17 protein-coding genes are annotated in these 20,258 nt (G+C 39.4%); 7 read left to right on the forward strand and 10 right to left on the reverse strand.

The genetic code is table 11. The features are described from left to right. Positions 1–200: 200 nt before the first annotated feature. The 3 genes from LXF01_RS10410 to trmB all read left to right on the forward strand — a co-directional run bounded on the left by LXF01_RS10410 (position 201) and on the right by trmB (position 4,763). Positions 201–1,643, forward strand: coding sequence for a SulP family inorganic anion transporter (locus tag LXF01_RS10410; RefSeq protein ID WP_233944283.1), 1,443 nt, complete (start codon positions 201–203; stop codon positions 1,641–1,643). A 288-nt stretch (positions 1,644–1,931) separates the two neighbouring features. Beyond that, a complete protein-coding gene (locus LXF01_RS10415) occupies positions 1,932–3,872 on the forward strand; it encodes a sensor histidine kinase (RefSeq protein ID WP_233944284.1) in 1,941 nt (646 codons plus the stop codon). Between the two features lie 174 nt (positions 3,873–4,046). Next, a complete protein-coding gene (gene trmB / locus LXF01_RS10420) occupies positions 4,047–4,763 on the forward strand; it encodes a tRNA (guanosine(46)-N7)-methyltransferase TrmB (RefSeq protein ID WP_180023891.1) in 717 nt (238 codons plus the stop codon). Between the two features lie 103 nt (positions 4,764–4,866). Here the strand turns inward: trmB and LXF01_RS10425 are convergent, their stop codons facing one another. From LXF01_RS10425 to LXF01_RS10450, 6 genes are all read right to left on the reverse strand, one after another. Further along, a complete protein-coding gene (locus tag LXF01_RS10425; RefSeq protein WP_233944285.1) occupies positions 4,867–6,483 on the reverse strand; it encodes a GMC family oxidoreductase in 1,617 nt (538 codons plus the stop codon). 214 nt (positions 6,484–6,697) lie between these two features. Continuing rightward, entirely contained in the window at positions 6,698–7,381 is a 684-nt protein-coding gene (locus tag LXF01_RS10430) for a class I SAM-dependent methyltransferase (protein WP_233944286.1), read from the reverse strand. A gap of 62 nt (positions 7,382–7,443) precedes the next feature. Next, a complete protein-coding gene (locus LXF01_RS10435; RefSeq protein WP_233944287.1) occupies positions 7,444–8,220 on the reverse strand; it encodes a Rossmann-like and DUF2520 domain-containing protein in 777 nt (258 codons plus the stop codon). Positions 8,221–8,445: 225 nt separating this feature from the next. Further along, positions 8,446–8,658, reverse strand: a complete 213-nt coding sequence (locus tag LXF01_RS10440) for a hypothetical protein (RefSeq protein ID WP_078193638.1) — start codon at positions 8,656–8,658, stop codon at positions 8,446–8,448. A 332-nt stretch (positions 8,659–8,990) separates the two neighbouring features. Beyond that, entirely contained in the window at positions 8,991–11,600 is a 2,610-nt protein-coding gene (gene pepN, locus LXF01_RS10445; RefSeq protein WP_233944288.1) for an aminopeptidase N, read from the reverse strand. A 353-nt stretch (positions 11,601–11,953) separates the two neighbouring features. Continuing rightward, entirely contained in the window at positions 11,954–12,229 is a 276-nt protein-coding gene (locus LXF01_RS10450; RefSeq protein ID WP_180129506.1) for a hypothetical protein, read from the reverse strand. 494 nt (positions 12,230–12,723) lie between these two features. On the opposite strand from LXF01_RS10450, the gene LXF01_RS10455 reads away from it, so the two are divergent. The 3 genes from LXF01_RS10455 to thiM all read left to right on the forward strand — a co-directional run bounded on the left by LXF01_RS10455 (position 12,724) and on the right by thiM (position 15,174). Next, a complete protein-coding gene (locus LXF01_RS10455; protein ID WP_111885040.1) occupies positions 12,724–12,987 on the forward strand; it encodes a hypothetical protein in 264 nt (87 codons plus the stop codon). 148 nt (positions 12,988–13,135) lie between these two features. Beyond that, positions 13,136–14,293 carry a hypothetical protein gene (locus tag LXF01_RS10460; protein ID WP_233944289.1) on the forward strand — a complete coding sequence of 386 codons (1,158 nt, stop codon included), beginning with the start codon at positions 13,136–13,138 and terminating at the stop codon, positions 14,291–14,293. An 11-nt stretch (positions 14,294–14,304) separates the two neighbouring features. Beyond that, positions 14,305–15,174 (forward strand): hydroxyethylthiazole kinase, encoded by an 870-nt coding sequence (gene thiM, locus LXF01_RS10465; protein WP_442781340.1) that lies wholly within the window; start codon positions 14,305–14,307, stop codon positions 15,172–15,174. A gap of 96 nt (positions 15,175–15,270) precedes the next feature. Here thiM and LXF01_RS10470 read toward each other — a convergent pair whose 3' ends face one another. The 3 genes from LXF01_RS10470 to LXF01_RS10480 form a co-directional block, all read right to left on the reverse strand. Further along, the gene (locus LXF01_RS10470) at positions 15,271–15,822 is read right to left on the reverse strand and encodes a hypothetical protein (RefSeq protein ID WP_233944290.1); all 552 of its coding nucleotides are present in this window, start codon (positions 15,820–15,822) and stop codon (positions 15,271–15,273) included. A gap of 19 nt (positions 15,823–15,841) precedes the next feature. Next, positions 15,842–16,570 carry a hypothetical protein gene (locus LXF01_RS10475; RefSeq protein WP_233944291.1) on the reverse strand — a complete coding sequence of 243 codons (729 nt, stop codon included), beginning with the start codon at positions 16,568–16,570 and terminating at the stop codon, positions 15,842–15,844. Positions 16,571–16,950: 380 nt separating this feature from the next. Further along, positions 16,951–18,471, reverse strand: a complete 1,521-nt coding sequence (locus tag LXF01_RS10480) for a TerC family protein (RefSeq protein WP_233944292.1) — start codon at positions 18,469–18,471, stop codon at positions 16,951–16,953. Positions 18,472–19,088: 617 nt separating this feature from the next. On the opposite strand from LXF01_RS10480, the gene LXF01_RS10485 reads away from it, so the two are divergent. Then, complete coding sequence (locus tag LXF01_RS10485; protein ID WP_078193646.1) at positions 19,089–19,553, forward strand: MarR family winged helix-turn-helix transcriptional regulator; 465 nt, start codon at positions 19,089–19,091, stop codon at positions 19,551–19,553. 20 nt (positions 19,554–19,573) lie between these two features. Here LXF01_RS10485 and LXF01_RS10490 read toward each other — a convergent pair whose 3' ends face one another. Beyond that, entirely contained in the window at positions 19,574–20,233 is a 660-nt protein-coding gene (locus LXF01_RS10490) for an SOS response-associated peptidase family protein (RefSeq protein ID WP_180094195.1), read from the reverse strand. Between the last annotated feature and the right edge of the window lie 25 nt (positions 20,234–20,258).

Raw genomic sequence — 20,258 nt, forward strand, 5'->3', positions numbered from 1 at the left:
TGTACTATTCAATGTTTTAAATCTCTTCTGTCAAACTTTCAAGTGATCAAACCTGTAAATTGCAAAAAAGCGTAAATGCTGAAACATATATACTCATTGACTATTATCCATATTTAAGAAGATTTCAAGTCACTGTGTTATGCATTTTTATACTCAGTTGTTTTAACATAGCCGCGTTTAAGATTTGATGAAAAGTTACCGTGTTACAACTTAAAAAAGAACAATGGTTTTCCAATATTCGTACTGATGTACTCGCTGGCTTGGTGGTTGGACTGGCGTTGATTCCAGAATCCATCGCCTTTTCAGCTATTGCTGGGGTTGACCCTCAGGTTGGTTTGTACGCTTCGTTTTGTATTGCCGTCACCATTGCCTTTTTTGGTGGTCGTACAGCAATGATTTCAGCTGCTACGGGTGCGATGGCCTTACTTATGATCACGTTGGTCAAAGATCATGGTTTGCAATACCTTTTGGCTGCCACGGTTTTAACTGGTGTGATTCAGATCATTGCTGGCTATTTTAAAGTATCAAAACTTATGCGCTTCGTCTCGCAGTCAGTGGTGTATGGTTTTTTAAATGCACTCGCGATTTTGATTTTTGTCGCACAGCTACCTGAAATGACAAAGATGGATAGTTTGGGCTATGTCTTTATGCTTTTAGGGCTTGCGATTATTTATCTTTTTCCATATCTACCTAAAATTGGCAAAGCCATTCCATCACCGCTGATTTGCATTATTGTCCTCAGTGGCTTGGCATTATTTTTAGGTGCAGACCTGCGTACTGTGAGCGATTTGGGTAAGTTTCCAGAGACTCTACCTATTTTCTTGATTCCTGAAATTCCTTTCAATCTTGAAACCTTCACGATTATTTTCCCTTATTCCATCACCCTAGCAACAGTTGGCCTATTAGAAACCATGATGACCACGACAGTGATCAATGAAGTCACTGGAACTGAAGGTGATCGTCATCAGGAATGTTGTGGTCAAGGGATTGCTAATATAGTCAGTGGCTTTATGGGCGGCATGGCAGGTTGCGCCATGATTGGGCAGTCGATTATTAATGTCAGCTCAGGTGCGCGAACTCGCCTCTCCACTTTGGTTGCAGGTATATTTTTGTTATGTTTGGTGGTGTTCTTAAAAGACTGGCTGGCTTATGTCCCAATGGCTGCCTTAGTCGCGATTATGGTCATGGTGTCGTTTACCACTTTCCAATGGAATTCAGTCAAGCAATTTTCAAAGCATCCAATGTCTTTTAATGTCGTGATGATTGCTGTGGTGATCGTGGTGCTTGCAACACATAACTTGGCGTTTGGCGTATTGGTTGGTGTGCTCCTCTCTGCGTTGTTTATTATCAATCAATTAGAAAGTTCGGTAAAAGTCACATCAGAACTTAAAGACAACGTCCGTAGTTACACGGTCTATGGACAAATTTTCTTTAGTAGCTCTGAGAGTTTTTATCAATTTTTTGATTTTCAGGAGACGGTTAGTCAAGTGCGAATTGATCTGAATCATGCACATATTTGGGATATTACTTCCGTTAATATTTTGAAGAATGTCGTGCAAAAATTTGAGTCAAAACAGATTCAAGTAGAGGTTTTTGGCTTAAATGAAGCAAGTAGCACCTTACTTGACCGTGTCAGTGACTAATGGATTTTTGAATATTCACTTTGAATCCAATCAATTTTCAATAAAGTGTGACCTATTGAAACCCTATGCAGGATGAATATAGCAAAGGGTTTCAATAATCAAAGTCTCATTTGTAATGACATTACATAAAATACTAAGGCTATAAAAAAGAGAAAAATTCACCATTCATTCGATTTAACTGTATAATTCATCTCATAAAATTATAACTATCAAAAATAAAACAAAGATTTGATGTGACTTTCTATTTATTTTTTTAAATTGTGGATACACAAAATTGGGGGAATTTTGATGGTATGGTTTTGGTCACGACACTGCATTCAAGCAAATCGGCTGCTGGTCTTAGCGAGTCTATTTTGCCTGCTATGTTGTATCGCTATACCCAGTTTTGCCAATGCCACCCCACAGATCTCAAGCAGTCATTGTCCTATTGAAATTACCCATATTGCCACAGCTAAAAGCGCTGTCGAGCAAGAGCGCCCACGTACAGGTTGGCAAAATCTGCAAAAGCTGCCAGACACTTGGAATAAACGTTGGCCGGATTATCATGGTATCGCTTGGTACAAAATCCAATTTAAGTTGAACTGTGACCTCCATCAGTTAAATCAACCCATTGCTATCGCTATACAAGGCATCACCCAAAGTGGACGGGTTTATATCAACGATGCCCTACTTTGGCAAGATTACATTTCAGCAGAACATTTTTCCCGAAGCCAACATCAACCTAGACTGTTTAACTTGCCTAGCTCGAGTTTAAAGCAAGGTGTAAATACCATTTGGGTGCAAGTGTATGGATCAGTGACCCAAAAATCAGGACTCAGTTCAGTTCAAATTGGGGAATACCCGCAAGTCTACGGCACCTTTAAGATTTGGCTACTCGAACAACGACAATTAGTCGAACTCAATACGATGATTAATTTCGTCGTTGCTGTGTTCTTTTTTTTAGCATGGCTTGCCAATCGTAATGAAAGAGCGTACTTATGGTTAACCATCACAGGCATGGCTTGGGTATTTTATAGCCTGTGTATTATTTTTAATGGGCCAATTGCATTTCTAACCACCGTACAGGTCGACCGCCTACAAAATATTATTTTCTGTTTTTATACGGTTTTTGGCTGTATTGGTGCGTGGTATTTTGCAAACCATCCCTTCCCGAAAATTCAAAAACTATTATTAAGCCTTGCCACTATCGCAGCGCTCAGTATCGGTTTTGCGCCAGAGGCTTATTTAAAAACCGTCATCCAAATTTGTTTTAGCTTCTTTGTTTTAGTCTTTGTGGCCAAATGTATTAGCTACCCGTACTTGGCGTATAAAGCCAAAATGGCCGAAACCTATTTGCTTGCAACGCTGTATCTGATTTATTTACCGATTGCAGTACATGATGCGCACTTTATGATGACTATGGAAGGCCATGCGCTCTCACCATATACTGGCCCACTAACCACCCTCGTTTTGGGCGGCGTACTGGCTTTGCGTTTAGCTCGACACACCCGTCAAATTGAACGTTTTAATAAGACCTTAACTGAAAATGTACAACGAGCTGAACTGAAACTGGCTACGTCACTTGGTCAACAACATCAACTCGCGCTTGAAAATGCACGACTTCAAGAACGAATTCATTTATCTCATGACTTACATGATGGTTTAGGTGGATCAATTGTCCGTTCAATTTTACTGTTAGAACAAAATGACAAAATTGAAAAACCACAAATCATGTCAATGCTTAAACTATTCCGTAATGATTTAAGACAAGTTATCGATTCGGGTTCAAGTATAGGAACGAAAGTTCCAGACACCCCGATCGAATGGGCGGCACCGATTCGCCATCGCTTTGTACAGCTCTTTGAAGAATTAGACATAAGCTCGAGCTGGAAAATTGCTGCCGAATGGATTCACTCACCTTCTGCGACCCAATGTCTCAATTTGACACGTGTCACAGAAGAAACCCTCACCAATATTTTAAAACACAGTCAAGCCAGCAAAGTTCATTTCAGTTTGTGCCAAACAGAAACTCAGTTGGTATTACGTATTGAAGATAACGGTATAGGCTTCAACCCTAACGATGTTGAACAAGGTCTACATGTTGGTCTACATAGTATGCAAACACGAATCCATCGTATCGGTGGTGAATTTAAAATACAGTCACAGCCGGGTTCTACCGTTCTTGAGGCCATTTTGCCATTTAAATCTGATGGTGCTGACAGTGAAGATCTTGATGAAAAAACAGCCTAGATTAATGTTAATTCATGACTTTTGAGCTGAGTAATTCACTGTACATGGCAAATGCTCAGCACGGCTCCAATCAGTAAGATTGAGCAAAAAGCGGATTTATTCACGGTAAAAATTTGACTTGTGTATCTCAAGACTTAAAATACGGCATTCGAATTTTTTACATTTGCCAAAGTTATGTCGAACGATCAATTAGACCAGCACGCAGTAGATCTGGATAACCTGAACGAACACCGTGAAATCGTGACGTTTATGCGCCGCTCTGCGCCACTTAATACTTCGCAACGTACTGCGCTGGAACAATATGGTCATCTAATTTTGGAATATCCTGTTGGGGATTTGCGTCAGCATTTTGAACACCCTGAACGCCCATTAACTGTAGAGATCGGTTTTGGTATGGGCCGCTCTTTGGTACTAATGGCAAAAGCAAACCCAGAGCGAAACTTTGTCGGCATTGAAGTGCATGTTCCGGGTATCGCTCAATGTGTGTATGAAGCCGGTCTTGCAGGTTTAACTAACCTTCGAGTATTGGATGCTGATGCCATCCAAGTGCTACGTGAAATGCCAGACAACAGTATTAACACTGTGCAATTATACTTCCCAGATCCATGGCAGAAGAAACGTCATTTCAAACGTCGTTTTGTATCTCATGACCGTATGCCATTGGTTGAAGAAAAATTAGAAATCGGCGGCACATTCCACTCAGCGACTGACTGGGAACCGTATGCTGAATGGATGATCGAAGTTCTTGAAGAACGCCCACGTCTTGAAAACCTTGCGGGTAAAGGCAATAGCTACCCTCGACCAGACTGGCGTCCACAAACTAAGTTTGAACGTCGCGGAATTGAAGCAGGCCATAAAATTAATGACTTCATCTTCAAAAAAGTATATTAATTTTTGAATGAAGCAAAAAACCACCGTTAGCGGTGGTTTTTTATTGCTGTTTTTGATCTAAGATTTATCTGTGTTGTATCAAATCAAATAAAATGAATAACCATTAAGCTACTTGCGCTTGGAGCTGACTTTGTCGAATCATATCCACGGCTTTTTCAGCAATCATCACTGTCGGCGCGTTGGTATTGCCATTCACCACAGAAGGCATGATAGATGCATCGACGACACGAAGGTTTTGAATCCCGTAGACTTTCAATTCAGGGTCAACCACAGACATTTCATCTACGCCCATCTTACAACTACCGACAGGGTGATAAACCGTATCCACACGCTGACGTAAGATTGCACGTATGTCATCATCGGTTTTGACCAGTGAGGTAAACAAATCTTGCTGATAATGGTTCGATAGAGACGGTGACATCATTAATTGCTGCGTCAACTTAAAGCCTTGTACCAAATCTTCTAAATCCTGTTCATCCCCTAAAAAGTTTGGATCAATCAATAATGGATCATTGACACTAGAACCACTTAGTTTGATCGTGCCGCGGCTTCTTGGATTGAGCAGACACACATGACATGATAAACCATGGCTTGCATGAAATTTCCGTGCATGGTCATCTACTAACGCCACGACAAAGTGTAATTGCAAATTTGGAATGGCTAAATCGGGTGAAGACTTTAGAAAACCACCGCATTCTGCAAAATTTGAAGCAATCATGCCCCGCCGTTCCTTACGATAGCGACTGATCTGCTTGAACATATCAATTGAGCCGGGTAAGGACACCCCAAATGTGCCCTGGTATTCTTTGACTTTATAACCAAAAATGAAATCGGGATGGTCGTGGAAGTTCTTTCCTACACCCGGTAAATGGTGTTTCACTTCAATGCCATGCGCTTGGAGTTCGCTCTGGTCGCCTACTCCAGACAACATTAAAATCTGCGGTGACTGCATCGCTCCGGCACTGAGTAAAACCTCCCGTCTGGCTTTTAGGTGTTTCATTTGCCCTGCATGTTGTACTTCTACGCCAGTCGCAACTTGATGTTCTATGGTAATTTTATGCGTTGTTGCTTTGGTCAATACCGTTAAATTTGGCCGATCTAAATGTGGAAATAAGTACGCACGCGCTACACTACAACGCTCTCCATTGATATGCGTTACCTGATAAACCCCTAAGCCTTCTTGTTCTGCGCCATTAAAATCATCGAGAACTTTATGGCCTTGTGCACGAGCCGCTTCGGTATAGCGTTGATGGAAAATATTATCGCTTTGTACATCTGTGACGTAAAGAGGGCCGTCATTACCGTGAAATTCATTGTGTATTCGGTTGTTATTTTCCGAGCGAATAAAATAGGGCAAGACCTCGTCGTATGACCAGCCAGTATTGCCCTGTGCCGCCCATTGATCATAGTCATTTTTATGTCCACGAATATAAATCATGGCATTAATACTCGATGAACCACCAAGGCATTTTCCACGTGGTTGATAGCCTTTACGACCATTCAAGCCAGCTTGAGGCACAGTTTCAAAGGCCCAATTATTGATCTTAGTCGGTAAACTCACCACGCATGCAGCTGGAATATTGACCGTCCACTGATCACCTTGCCCACCTGCTTCTAATAAGCACACAGATATATGTGGATCTTCACTGAGGCGTGCAGCCAGTACGCACCCCGCACTTCCACCACCAATCACAATGTAATCATATTCCATTTTTGACATTATTTTCATCCAATTGATTATTTTTATAAATGCACAATAATGGATTTAACGCTGACAGAAAAGTTTCTTTCTTAAAATAATGAGCGCCATACCGAGCAAGAAAAATGAGACTATTGATCAAAATTTTGATGCAAGTTTCACTCATGCAACGTAGTAACTATATCGGTGAAAATGATCGATAAACTTAATACACTCAAACTTGGTCTTTATTCTTTTAATCCATAGCCGTTTTAAATGCACTGTAAGCTGCATAGCTAAAGATTTGACTGAAACAATAAATTTGATCAAAGCCTATTTCCGTCAGTAAGCTTTGATAGTGCTGCTGGCTAATCAGTTCAAAATCATCTTCTAAACGCTGCATCATTTTTGTCGCTTGCGCAGCAGATAAACCTTGCATTTGGCAAAATTCAGGCAGGACACCCTGCTCAAAATTCGAATGAGTTTGCATCAAGTCAAAACTTAAAAAAATGCCATGCGGTTTAAGTAATTCAAAAGCTTTAGTTAAAAATTCATTTTTTTCGGACAATGGAATGAAATGCGTCACCAAGATACTCAGCACCGCATCAAAACAACTCGCCTGCTCAAAAGTAGTGTGACTGCCCAAAACAAATTTGACGCGATGCAACTGTCCAGCAGCTTCAACACGTTGGCGTGTTTGATTCAGCATATTTTCAGATAATTCTGTAACGGTAAATGACCATGTTGGATTCAAGGCCATGAGATAACCCAATTCATAGCCCGTCCCACATCCAATAATCAGTACATTGGCATCTTCAGCGACATGGCAATTCAACACCGCCTGAATTTGTTGATGGACAAGTTCATAGCCGGGAATTAATTTTCGAATATGCGCATCATAACTTGCGACCACTTGCGGACTATTAAAATCTTTTGCCATGTAACATCCTGTTTGACATGTATGTCTAAGCTAATAAATATTCATTGTTCTATACGGATTATTTATTTCTGATGATGCCCAAGAATCTGCTGACTCAACATTTCATAGACCACTTTCAGATCGACTTGATCAGCTTGCTCAAGCATATGGGCATGCATCAACATGATATTTTGATCCCCACGCATGGCAGGACCTGTTTGCATGTTACGTGGTTCAGCCTGAGTAGCTTTATTAGCTGTCTCTAAAATCAAAGGATAAAGTAAGCTAAATTCGACTTGTTTTGCATCAACAATCTGCTTTGCCATGTCATAACAATAATTACTAAAATTACAGGCAAACACCGCAGCAAGATGCAGACTCAAGCGCTGTGCCGAATCATATTGATAAACCCTTTGGCTAATGCTGTTTGCTAAACCTGTAAGTGTCGTCAAATCTGTAGGATCTGCCGCTTCTACAAAGATCGGTGTCGACGTCCAGTCCACATCTCGATCTAAACTAAAAGTTTGTAAAGGATAAAACACCCCTGCTCGCGAATGCTGCTGGGTCAGTACTGTGATATTGGTGCTACCTGACGTATGCACAATCAGAACTTGTGGCAGATAGGCTTTGACCTGCTGAATAACGGTTGCAATCGACTGGTCGCTCACCGCTATGATCAATAGATCAATCTCAGCATTCAACTCACTTGGGCTATGAATGGCTTCTGCACCTACACTTGCTGCAAGTTTTTCTGCCTTTTCAAGATTTCGTGCATAAACTTGCACAATGTGATGTTGTGGATGAAGCACATTGAGCAAATGATGTGCAACACGACCTGCACCCACAATACTGATTCTCATATAAATTTAACTCATTTTGGATGGCTACAGCATGTCAGGAAAATATCCGACGTGCAAATCGAGTCGTATCGATAGAATGATTTATTTTCAATTCTTTACATCAGTTTCGCTCAGATAAGACAAAAAAGGGATGCGCTTCATCCCTTTTGCTAGACGTCAATCTGAGTCTGATTCGTATCTTGCCCATTTCAATCTAGACAATATCCACGATATACACTTTAGCTTTTACGATTTACCAATGATTTGATTCAGAGTCTGTAGGTATTGTTCTGCATCGCGGCGCGCATTGAATTTCTTTTCAAATACACCTGTGTTTTGCACACTATTGGGCGTGTATTCTACCGAAACAACAAAGGTATCAAGCAAATCTCTATTAATCCGAATTGCAATAATATGATGTGAGTTTAAATAAAAACCTTCATCAACCTTAACTAACATGACCCGCCTCAAAAATCCCACATAATAAAATAGATAAAAAATCTAAACATTCATAAACTTGGATGCATTACCGCATACAGTCATTCATGTGTTAGATCTATTTTATTGTAACGCTATTATGTGATTTATGTTGCAATTATTATGCAATTTAAATAAATGCTCAGAGAAAATTTTTGAGTTTCAGCCATCTAAACATGATTGATTTTCAATTCTAGCTAAAGATTGGATAAAAAGACTGGATATAAAAAAAGCCTGCTGCCATAGCCATGGCAACAGGCTCATTTCAGTACGACTGATTTAACTCAAATCAATCGTACAGAGAGGTTGAATGATTAAACACTTAACATGCTATTTAAGGTTTCTGATACATTCTTCGATTTCACGACAGGTTTAAGCGCTTCAAGTTCGGCTTTAACTTCACTACGCTGCGGCTCTGCCAACGTGTACCAACGGGACAAAATTTGCAGTAACCGTGAACCGACAATTGGATTTTTCTCATCGAGGAATTTTGCTAATTCAACAATATGCTGCACACCAAAGCTCCAAGTGTTGACAGGATTGCTATTTAAGCCACCAGTAACCGCACGAATACGGTTCGGCACTTTCAAATCATAATCAGGATGAGCAGTCAGTGCCTTAATGGTTTCCGCAGTTGCTTTCGGATGTGCCGCTTGCAACATAAACCATTGGTCCATCGACAAAGCTTCATTTTTAAAGCGTGTATAGAAGGTTTCTAAAGCTTGCTGTGCTTGTGGTGCATCATTCCAAACCAATACTTTTAAAGCACCAAGACGTTCAGACATATTGCCTGTTGAGCTGAATTGTTCATAAGCCAATTCAAATACAGATGCATCGCCTTGACGTGCCATCATGCTCAACATAATGTTTTTCAATGCACGAACACCCATAGCTTGTGAAAACTCTTTCTGCGCATCTGGGTCTAAAGTTGCATAAGTCTCTTTAAAGAATGCACCTAACTCACGTGCCACACGACTTAACAGTGCTTCACGCTGTTCTTGCACTTGGGCAGGACTGTAGTCTGTATCAATACGACTACCTAAATAACCCTCTGTCGGTACATCGAATAAACGTGAAGCAAGTAATGGATCACGCTCAACCAATGCTGGTAATGTATTTTGTATAGCTTGGACATAGATGTCGGCATCATGGCCATTTAACAAAATACGTTCTAACAAAGTTTGGCTGGCTTGCCATTGGTTAAAACCATTCGGCTCGTACTGCATCAGGAAAGCAAGCTCTTCATCTGAATAGTTAAATTCAAGATTAACAGGTGCAGAGAAATTACGCAGTAAAGACACAACAGGCTGGGTTTTTACACCGCTAAATGTAATGGTTGCAGTATCGGTATCAAATAAATACACGCCATCTTTGATGCCATTTTCAACCAATGCATCTGAGCTGAGAACTAACTGTTCACCACTCGTCGCATCAAACAATGCCAAAGCCACAGGAATAGGCACAGCTGTTAAATTTGGATATTTCGGATGAGCTTTTAAGCTTTGTTTCAAGCTTAAAGTATAGGTTTGATTTGCAGCATCGTACTCACCTTTTGCTTCAAGTTTTGGTGTGCCCGGTTGGTTATACCAAATCAAGAAACTCGATAAATCTACACCTGATCCCGCTGTTAGTGCTGCTACCCAATCTTCAACAGTCACGGCTTGACCATCATGGCGTTTGAAATATTCGTCTGTACCTGCACGGAATTTTTCTTTGCCCAACAATGTCGCCATCATGCGGTTAATTTCCGCACCTTTTTCGTACACTGTTGCGGTATAGAAGTTATTAATTTCAACAAAATGATCTGGACGCGGTGGATGTGAAAGCGGGCCTGAATCTTCTGGGAACTGATGTGCTTTTAACACAGCAACATCATCGATTCGTTGTACCGCAGCAGATTGTAAATCTTCTGAGAACGACTGATCACGGAATACCGTCAAACCTTCTTTTAAGCATAGTTGGAACCAATCACGACAGGTAATACGGTTACCTGTCCAGTTATGGAAGTATTCATGTGCAATCACAGACTGAACGCGCATGATCGCAGCATCAGTCGTGTATTCTTCATCAGCAAGCACACAAGAGGTGTTGAAAATATTCAAACCTTTGTTTTCCATTGCACCCATGTTAAATGCACTGGTTGCCACGATCATATAATTGTCTAAATCATAAGGACGACCATAATGTTCTTCGTCCCAACGCATCGAATGTTTTAAAGCTTCCATGGCAATATGACATTTTGGAATGTCTTTTTCTTCTGCATAGATTTCTAAAGCAACATTACGACCTTCAGACGTCACATAAGTGTCTTTAAGTACTGCCAAATCACCAATCACACAAGCAAATAGATACGATGGTTTTTTGGTTGGATCTTGCCAAACGGTATAATGACGACCTTCACCGGTTTCACCCGCTTCAATCAAATTACCATTGGCAAGTAATACAGGGAATTTTTTATCCGCTTCAACACGTGTGGTAAATACCGATAGCACATCAGGACGGTCAGGATAATAGGTAATTTTACGGAAGCCTTCAGGCTCGTTTTGGGTAACGAATAAATCGCCTGCCGCTTGGTATAAACCTTCGAGTTGAGTATTGCTTTCAGGATGAATCACGACTTCGGTTTCAATGACAGCTTGGTCAGGTGCATTTGAAATCACCAGTTGTTCTGCATCTACAACATAGGCATCTGCTGGCAAAACTTGACCATTTAAGCGAATTGATTTGAGTTCCAAATCACGACCCAATAACACCAAATCCCCAGCCGTTTGACGCTGCATCACTAATTTTGCATTTACATTGGTATGCTCATCAAAGACTTGAATATCTAGATCGATACTATCTACGACAAATGATGGTTTTTGATAATCTTTTAAATAAACAGTTTGGTCTGCTTCGACCACTGGATTTGCCGCAATATTCATATCTCGTCCTATTCCTTAGTTATTGCTTCATCAGCTTTTTGAACACATTGTGAATGACTTGATCATACGACAAGATGCATAAGCTGTCTTCGCATTTACAATGATTTATATATGGGCTCAGCGCATGTTGTTTTCAATCATCTTTATAGAATAATTTAAAGGCTGGCACATATTTTCGCCATGTTTAAGCAAAATAAATGCCTGAGTTGAGTACAGCTATAACAATGTGCAAATTTTTTATCTACCTAAAATAAATAAAGCGCCTATATACTAGAAAGAGAAAGTACAGGTGCTTAATCCATCTGTACGTTCAAATTATTGCGCTCAAACTTACCTGTTTAAGACTTATACGATTATTGATTTGCAAAAATTAAATCGAGTGCGCTTTCATAGTCTGCAGCAAAGTAAAATTGAAATGCCGTGACTTTTGAAGTGAGGAATTGCTGAATTTCTTCCGTCGCACCCGCCACATAAATTTTAGATACTTGATGTTGCTGCGCCAGGCCCAATAACTCGATCGTCTTTTCCAGTGTTTGATCATGCCCAATAATCAGCGCACCAACCATACCCTGTGGCTGCTTATATAATTGCATACGGGTGATATTGCTGTTTTTAAGTGCGTCTGACATATGTATTCCATACAAAGAAAGGATAAAAAAAGATTAAAACCTTAAGAAATCAAGCCGAATCTTACTGTGTATCAGGTTCATTAGATTCCGCTTGGTTTCAATCCTAGAAGCCCAGATCATTAGAATTATAAGCTTAATATATACAAATATACTTTTAAAATCCAATCGCTTAGGTGATTCCTTCCAAAAAGTACCTTAACTCTCGAATCATATCAATATTCTGATTTAGATTTGATTGCATACTTCTGTTTAAACGATGCACCAAGATGTTTCTTTTTCAACAGTTTAAGAATTTTGAGAATTCATTAGACATAGCCATACGCATCAATATTATTTTGTTACTTTTAAATTAATATTTTATTTTCAATATCTTAGCAAATAAATATACAGTTTATCTGCTTTAAAATCTCTACTCAAAACATTTGAGCATGCGTTTTGCATCTACTTAATTGCCAAAAGCAAAATCATCAGGCTAAAACAAAAAGAGGTGCATTATGTTTATTAAAGAACACATCATCCGTATTGAAAATATGAAGACCCTGCAAGCGCTTGATGCTGCAAATATCGACCATCAAGTAATTGCAATGTTTATGACTTGCGAAGGGATTCCACTCAAAGCCTTTGAGGTCAGTTCATTACTTAACTCATATAGTGCATTAGGCACTAAAAAAGTCGCGTCTAAAAAAGTGCAAGCCTTAATACAAGCCAAACAAGTTGGAGAGGAGGACGAATCGATCCCATGCCCAGCCGCCTATTAATAATCCATTCTGACTAAAAGCTGCATCATCACTATGCAGTTTTTTTATTTGTCGACATATCGCCTGAGCTGCCGCAACTGAAATTGCAAACCCGTCTTCAAACAGAGATGTGTATAATCAATTTAACCTTTCAAGAAACGCTGGCAACATGTTCAATATTCTACGCAAACAAATGGATGAAAGTACGCAATGCCCGTTGTGTCGTGCATCTATGTATTGGGTAGATGCTGAAAAATTAGATGAGCAAGAATTTAATTTTTATCAGTGTAGCCACTGTCATCATCAAATATTTCCAGAACAGCAATACAACTGTCATTGTGAAAACTGTCAGGCTGCGCGAAAAAAACTCCTGAAAGAAACCCGTTTACAAGAACAGCGTAAACTTAAAAATAAAGATATCGTTGAGCGTGAATTAAGTGAACTGAGTTTTTTACAGAAACTCTTTTTGCTGGCTTTATTGGATAATCACGTCCAAGAACATACAGCGCATCAAGAATTTATCGACTGGGACGCTATTAAGTATCATAACATCAGCCCGAATTATCTCTTCCAACAATCACTCAAAAAGCATCTCGTGCATGAGCAAATTTTGATTGTGAAAGATGATGCACTACAAGCTGAACAGTATTATATCAATGTCCGTTTGGATGGATATTCAGAGCCCAGCCTTTTTAGCGTAGCACAGCAACTGCGCCATTGGTTTTATGAAAATTTAGCTCTGGGTGTTCCTTTTAAAAGCGCTGACGAAGTGAAAGAGTGCTTGTATCTCCTACTGTTTCAAGAAATTGTCCAATTCATGCAGTTTTACTGTAAGACATGGGGCATTCAAATTGCAGGGAATAAAAGCTTTCAAGTGTTCTGTTATCGCCTACTCGACCATCTAGCGGTTGGGCAGATTTACTATATGATTCAGTCAGCACTCGAATACCTACATAAACAAAAAGCTCTGCAAGTACGTAATGAAAACTTCATTAATACTAATCTGTTAAAAAAGACCTTACAGCAATACCGTGAACGTGGCTTACAAGAAAAATGGGAAACCTTTACCCTCCCTCGTCCACCACAACTCCCCTTTAGTAAAATGAGTGAAATTTTACTCTTTAACTTTTTAGGACTCGATGAAAGTATCTTTGTGCAACCGATACACCATGCTTGGAAAAAAATCGAACCTCGCTTAAATTTTTATTCCACAAAGCGCTGTATGTACTGTGGTTCACAAGAGCTCTCTGTCGATTATGATGCCGCAGATTATGTGACCCTGTTCTGCCGTAATTGTAAACATCAAGACCATTACTTCACCCGCTAAGGGAGAAAACAATGAATCAATCTGAAAATTTTGAAACGACCATGAACAGTGAATTGACTGACTTAAATAGCCCGCTTTTACAAAGCGTCATCAATGCGTGGATTGAACTTCAATCCAAACAACCTTTGGTGCATATCATCACCAATACGGTCGCGAGCAATTATGTCGCCAATGTCCTTTTGGCTGCGGGTGCTTCTCCTGCAATGATTGACAATCCCTTTGAAGCCGAAAGCTTTGCCTCTATTGCCAGTGCATTAAATATCAATTTAGGTACGCCAACGTCTGAACAAATGCAGGCCATGCAAATTGCTGCACAAACAGCACAAAATTTAAATAAACCTTGGGTGCTTGATCCTGTCGGTTATGGCCCCGTTTTGCCGTGGCGATCTGAAATGGTTGACCAATTACTCCAGTACAAGCCAAGCATAATCCGTGGCAATGCATCAGAAATCAGTGGTCTTGCAGGTAATCAAGGTGAGTCACGCGGTGTCGATAGCACGCTCAATAGTGCAGAAATTTACTTAAATGCTGCACCCTTATTAGAACACTGTGAATGTGTGGCAATTTCAGGCGAATCGGATTTCATCTTATCGAAAGAAATGAATGCGGTGATACAGATTAATGGTGGATCTTACTTACAACCCAAAGTGACGGCTTCTGGCTGCGCTTTAGGTGCGTTAACAGCGGCGTATTGCGCCGTGAGTGAAACGCTAACTGCTGGCACGGTCGCAGCACATTTGCACTTTGCGATTGCGGGTCAAAAAGCCTATGAAATTAGCTCAAGTGTCGGCAGTTTTAATGTTGCATTTTTAGATGAAATTTATAATCTCAATGAAGATGATTTCAATCAACTTGCCAACATGCAAATTTATGCACTATGAAGCTATGATAGCTTGAGAAAACAAAAACAGCTTGAGTAAAAGACTCAAGCTGTTCAGGGTTTCACGCTATTTTTATAATTAGAAGGCGTCAAAAGCTTACTGTCCCGTACTGTCACTTGCAGCATTGGCATCAAACATTTCTGAATCTTCGATCGTTTCTGTTGGATTACTCAAAATCATGTCTAGGTCATAGTCCCCCGCATAGACAATATTTTTTATTTTTGAACAGTCGCCATCACTCATTTCATAATTTAAGACTTTGGCTTCATCACCAATTTTAAACTCAGCACGAACAACGTTTTTATTTTCATCAAAACTCAGTTTAGGCTGTACGCCCTTTTTGGAATTTTGCTGCGGATCTTGGCTGTCCGTGAAAATATCAAAATCCACATTACACTCTTGTTGCGACTGCTTACAGTTAATTTCTGCTTGCATACGTTCCACTAACGATGGCTCAAAATAGGCAGCAAGTTGATCTTTACTCAAAGCGTGCAATTTCAACTCTTGGTCATAAATTTGTTTGACCAATTTTTCAGGAGTAACACATTTCTGCGATTGCTCCTGTACTTTTTGCTCTGTTGGCTGACAAGCCGTTAAAAAGATTGCCGCACCAAAACCTAATAATCGATATATCGTCATTTGTCTCATAACACATCCATGTCCGTCATTAAACTGCTCGCCCAACTGCCAGATTCATACTTGCTTCGAAAATGGTTGAAACATTTAATTTACAAATACACATTAAACCCATGCCATCAAAATAATCTGGCACGTGCTGCATAAAAAATTGAACATGTTCATCAGATTTGTTCCGTAGCCGAACCAACTGCTCAGGCGTCACCTTCGGTAAATCACAACGATGAACAAAAATATCCTCAGCCCGATGCTGCACATCATGCTGACGGATTTTATAACTATTTAAAACATCCACATACTTGGTGGGCATCGGGAGACCATGCCGTGGATAAAACTTAACAGAGCGCGAGGCAAATAATGTATATACCTTTGGTTGTGCCAATGTAGCCACAAACCACATTGGAATCGCTGGAAATCGAATCTGATGCTGCATCGCCACTTTAATCGCCGAATTTAAGGTCATATTTTTCCGACGATAATCAACCAATACCCCTGCCCGTGAATTAAAAATAAAAATCGGCCGATTGTTATGCATAATTTTTAATATACGCACAATATTTTGCCCGATCAGTTTATCGTACTCAAAATACTGAATGATTGGTAATGCAACAATATCGGGGTCATGCATGTATTGATAGAGTTGCTCAATCCTAGAAGTTGGAAAAATACATTGATCAAACTCCCAGAGCCGTTGAAATAACTCATGTTTTTCTTCAATCGTGAGTTTGCAAAAATCAATGATATTCTCAGTGATCGCCATACCAACACCCATTTTCTTAATGGATTAACTTTGATGTTTTTTCAAAGTCCCTAGTTATAAAGTTTTCCGAAGCGGTATTTAAATGAAATAAAATTATTCATAGATCATCAATGATGATTAAAACCCCAAGTTAAAAATGAATCGCTATTTACCCTCATGCTTTTTTAAAATCAACCCTATCAATATTTTTTACTTTTGAACCGCTTTAACCCTCTAAAAGCTCAAAAGTTGCAGCGTTTTTTGACTGTTACATCATGTAAATATAATACGTTTTAACATCGTGAATTGCAGCCCTCGTTATATAGGATTTCTTATACTTTCTAGTCATAAAAAAGACAGCTTCGAAAAGCTGTCTTAGGGTCATTTTTAATATTTGAGCATTAGGCCTGGTAATAGATATCAACCGTTTTAATGCGGTTTTCATCCATTGCCGTGACTTTAAATTGAATGCCTTTAAAATCAACCACAGTACCGACTTCTACATTGCCGTGGGTCTGATCTAAAATAAGACCTGAAACACTGATATAACCATCATCTTCTTCGATCAAATCCATCATTTCCAATTCAAGTTCTAACTGATACAGATCGAGCATGCCTGAAGCTTTCCAATGTTCATCATCGATTTTAATCAAATCTAATTGTTCATCTGCATCAGGGAATTCACCAGCAATCGCCTCAAACACATCGAGTGGTGAAATCAGACCTTGTACCGCCCCAAACTCATCCGTAACCAGCACCAATGAGCCTTTAGAGGTACGCAAGGTATTAATTGCATCAATCACCTTCATCTTTTGGAAAATAAAGATTGGACGATGACGTTTAATCAATGCTTTTAGATCATCTTCACTGTCTAGAACATCAATAAGTTCTTTCGCGCGGACAATACTAATCACTTTATCCAAGCTACCACGACACACAGGGAATAAACTGTGCGGCACTGAAAGGACTTGCTCACGAATTTGTTCAGGTGTGTCATTTAAATCCACCCAAGAAATTTGATTACGGGGAGTCATGATCGACGCAACTGAACGCTCTGCAAGCGTCAATACACCACCAATCATGTAACGCTCTTCGTCTGCAAAGGTTTCTTGCGCCTGATTACCGACTTGATCAGCTTCTAAACGCCCACCCATCAGTTTTAAAATACTGTCTGCAGTACGATGGCGTAATGGAATTTTCGCTTCGTGTTTTTGAGCATTGCGTTGACTAAACTGGTTAAAGGCTTCGATGACAATCGCAACACCAATACCTGAGTAGATATAGCCTTTCGGAATATGGAAACCAAAACCTTCTGCTATCAAACTAATACCGATCAGTAATAAGAAGCTTAAACATAGGATCACGACGGTCGGATGTCGGTTTACAAAAGCCGTTAGCGGTTTAGATGCAAGTAACATCACTGCCATTGCCACAATCATTGCTGCCATCATGACATAAATGTTGTCGACCATACCGATCGCTGTAATGACAGAGTCTAAAGAGAAAACCGCATCTAAGACAACAATTTGCGCAACTACTGCTGTAAAGCTGGCATATGCCACTTTTGTTGTCACTTGAACTTCTGGTTTACCTTCTAATTTCTCATGCAGCTCTGTGACTGCCTTATAAACTAAGAACAATCCACCGAACAATAATATGAGATCTCGACCAGAGAATGTCCAATCAAAAACGGTAATCAGGGGCTTTGTTAATGTGACCAACCAAGAGATTGCAAATAACAATCCTAATCGCATTAATAATGCGAGTGAAAGACCAAGTACACGGGCTTTGTCACGTTGTTCTGGAGGGAGTTTTTCTGCCAAAATGGCAATAAAGACTAGGTTATCAATACCTAGTACAATTTCTAAAATAATTAATGTAAGTAAACCAACCCAGATTCCGGGATCTAACAAAAATTCCATTAGCTCTCTTCCTCATTCTGGATTATAAGAATATCTTCAATCAGACCAACGCACGGCGACGGATCCATAAATTTAACCTATGTAACTAGAGACCATTCCATTATGCACAATCTTGCGCATTTGTAATGTATTCAAGCATATTTTTTCGCATCAACAATATGACAAAATGTTAAAAACGCTGAATGTATTACAAATCGAATGGGCAATATAAAATACACATCTAGATGTTAAAACCTACTTTTTGAGATCTCCTCTTCCACTTTAAAAAAAGTATGAATTCACCTGACTTTTAATTAAATGTAATTAAGGACGCTTGTAATAGATTGTATGACAAATCTAATGAATTATTTATTTCTACCTTTTGGTAAAAAATATTAATATTCAATTCAAATTAAAAACTTATTTATTTTCACTACACTATCTCTATACCTGACCTTAGTTTTAATTTCTGTTAAGCATTTAGACAGAATATCAATATAATCTATTTAGATAATCTAAAAATGAGATATCTTCTACTTTCTATTTTTTTATTGTGAACTCTTGCTATTACCCTCTATTTTTCAATAGAATGTTAAAACATTAAATAAAATTAAAACAAATATTCAGGGGACTCCTTTATGACAAAAAAGTATTCAAAATTTTTACCATCCACCGATGACTTTAGTTTAGAAAATTTTCCTTTCTACTGGGTTACTCAGGTGCATTCACAATATGTTTTAAACGTCGACCATGCATTAAAAAAGTATGGCGTTGATAATTCACGTCGTCGTATCCTGCTCGCACTCAAGTCTAAACCTCATGCGAGTGTTTCGGATTTATCTGAAATGGTCGTATCTAAAATGTCGACGACAACCAAGATCGTTTATCGTTTAAAAGATGAAGGCTTAGTAGATACCTATTCTTGTGAAGATGATGCGCGTATTACCCGGGTTGTATTAACTGATAAAGGCACTGCAATGACGCAGAAGATTAACGATCTAACGAATGTCGTTCTAGAGCAATCTTTTGAAGGCTTAACACCCCTACAAATTGAAAAAACCATGGAAAGCTTAAAGCATATCTTTAAAAACTTAGCTCGCTAAGCATTTGCATCACCGAAATATCAATCGAAAATATTCAGTTGGGGACTGATTTTTTCGATTTTTATTTTGGGTGCGTGCGCACATTCAAACTCATCAACAGGAAAACCTTGTACAAAACTTTGGATGTTGGGTGATTTCCAACTTAGCCATTCCTCTAAGCGCGCATGCGGAATCACAATGACCGAGCGCTTTACATTGCCCGGCTCATGAAAGTGTTTCATCATCTCATGCTGAATAGCGTCCATCGTAATCATTGTACTTGAACGTACAATCTCATCACCTTGTCTACAAATGTCATATAAGGCAGCAATATAAAACGCTTCTCCATCTCTGCGTTTGACACTCCAACGCTGCGGCTTATTATCGATATACATTGACTCATAAAATTCAGACACGGGTATCACGCCAAACTTACATTTTGAGATCGCATTAATAAACGTAGGCTTTTGATACAAAGTTTCATTTCGAGCATTATAGGTTTTAAGTGCGATTGATTTGTCTGCGGCCCATTTAGGCACCATGCCAAAATTCACTTTTCGCCACTCTAACCCTTGTTCAGACTTAAAGAGTAACGGCAAATCATAATTTGGATAGACTTCCTCAGGATATTCAAAGCTGATTTCAGGCAAGTTTTGAGACTTTAATTGCGATAAGGTAATCGGTTTGAAATTAGCACACATATTTGCCATAATCCGCAAAAAATCA

This window comes from Acinetobacter sp. SH20PTE14 (assembly GCF_021391555.1).
GTDB lineage: Bacteria > Pseudomonadota > Gammaproteobacteria > Pseudomonadales > Moraxellaceae > Acinetobacter > Acinetobacter amyesii.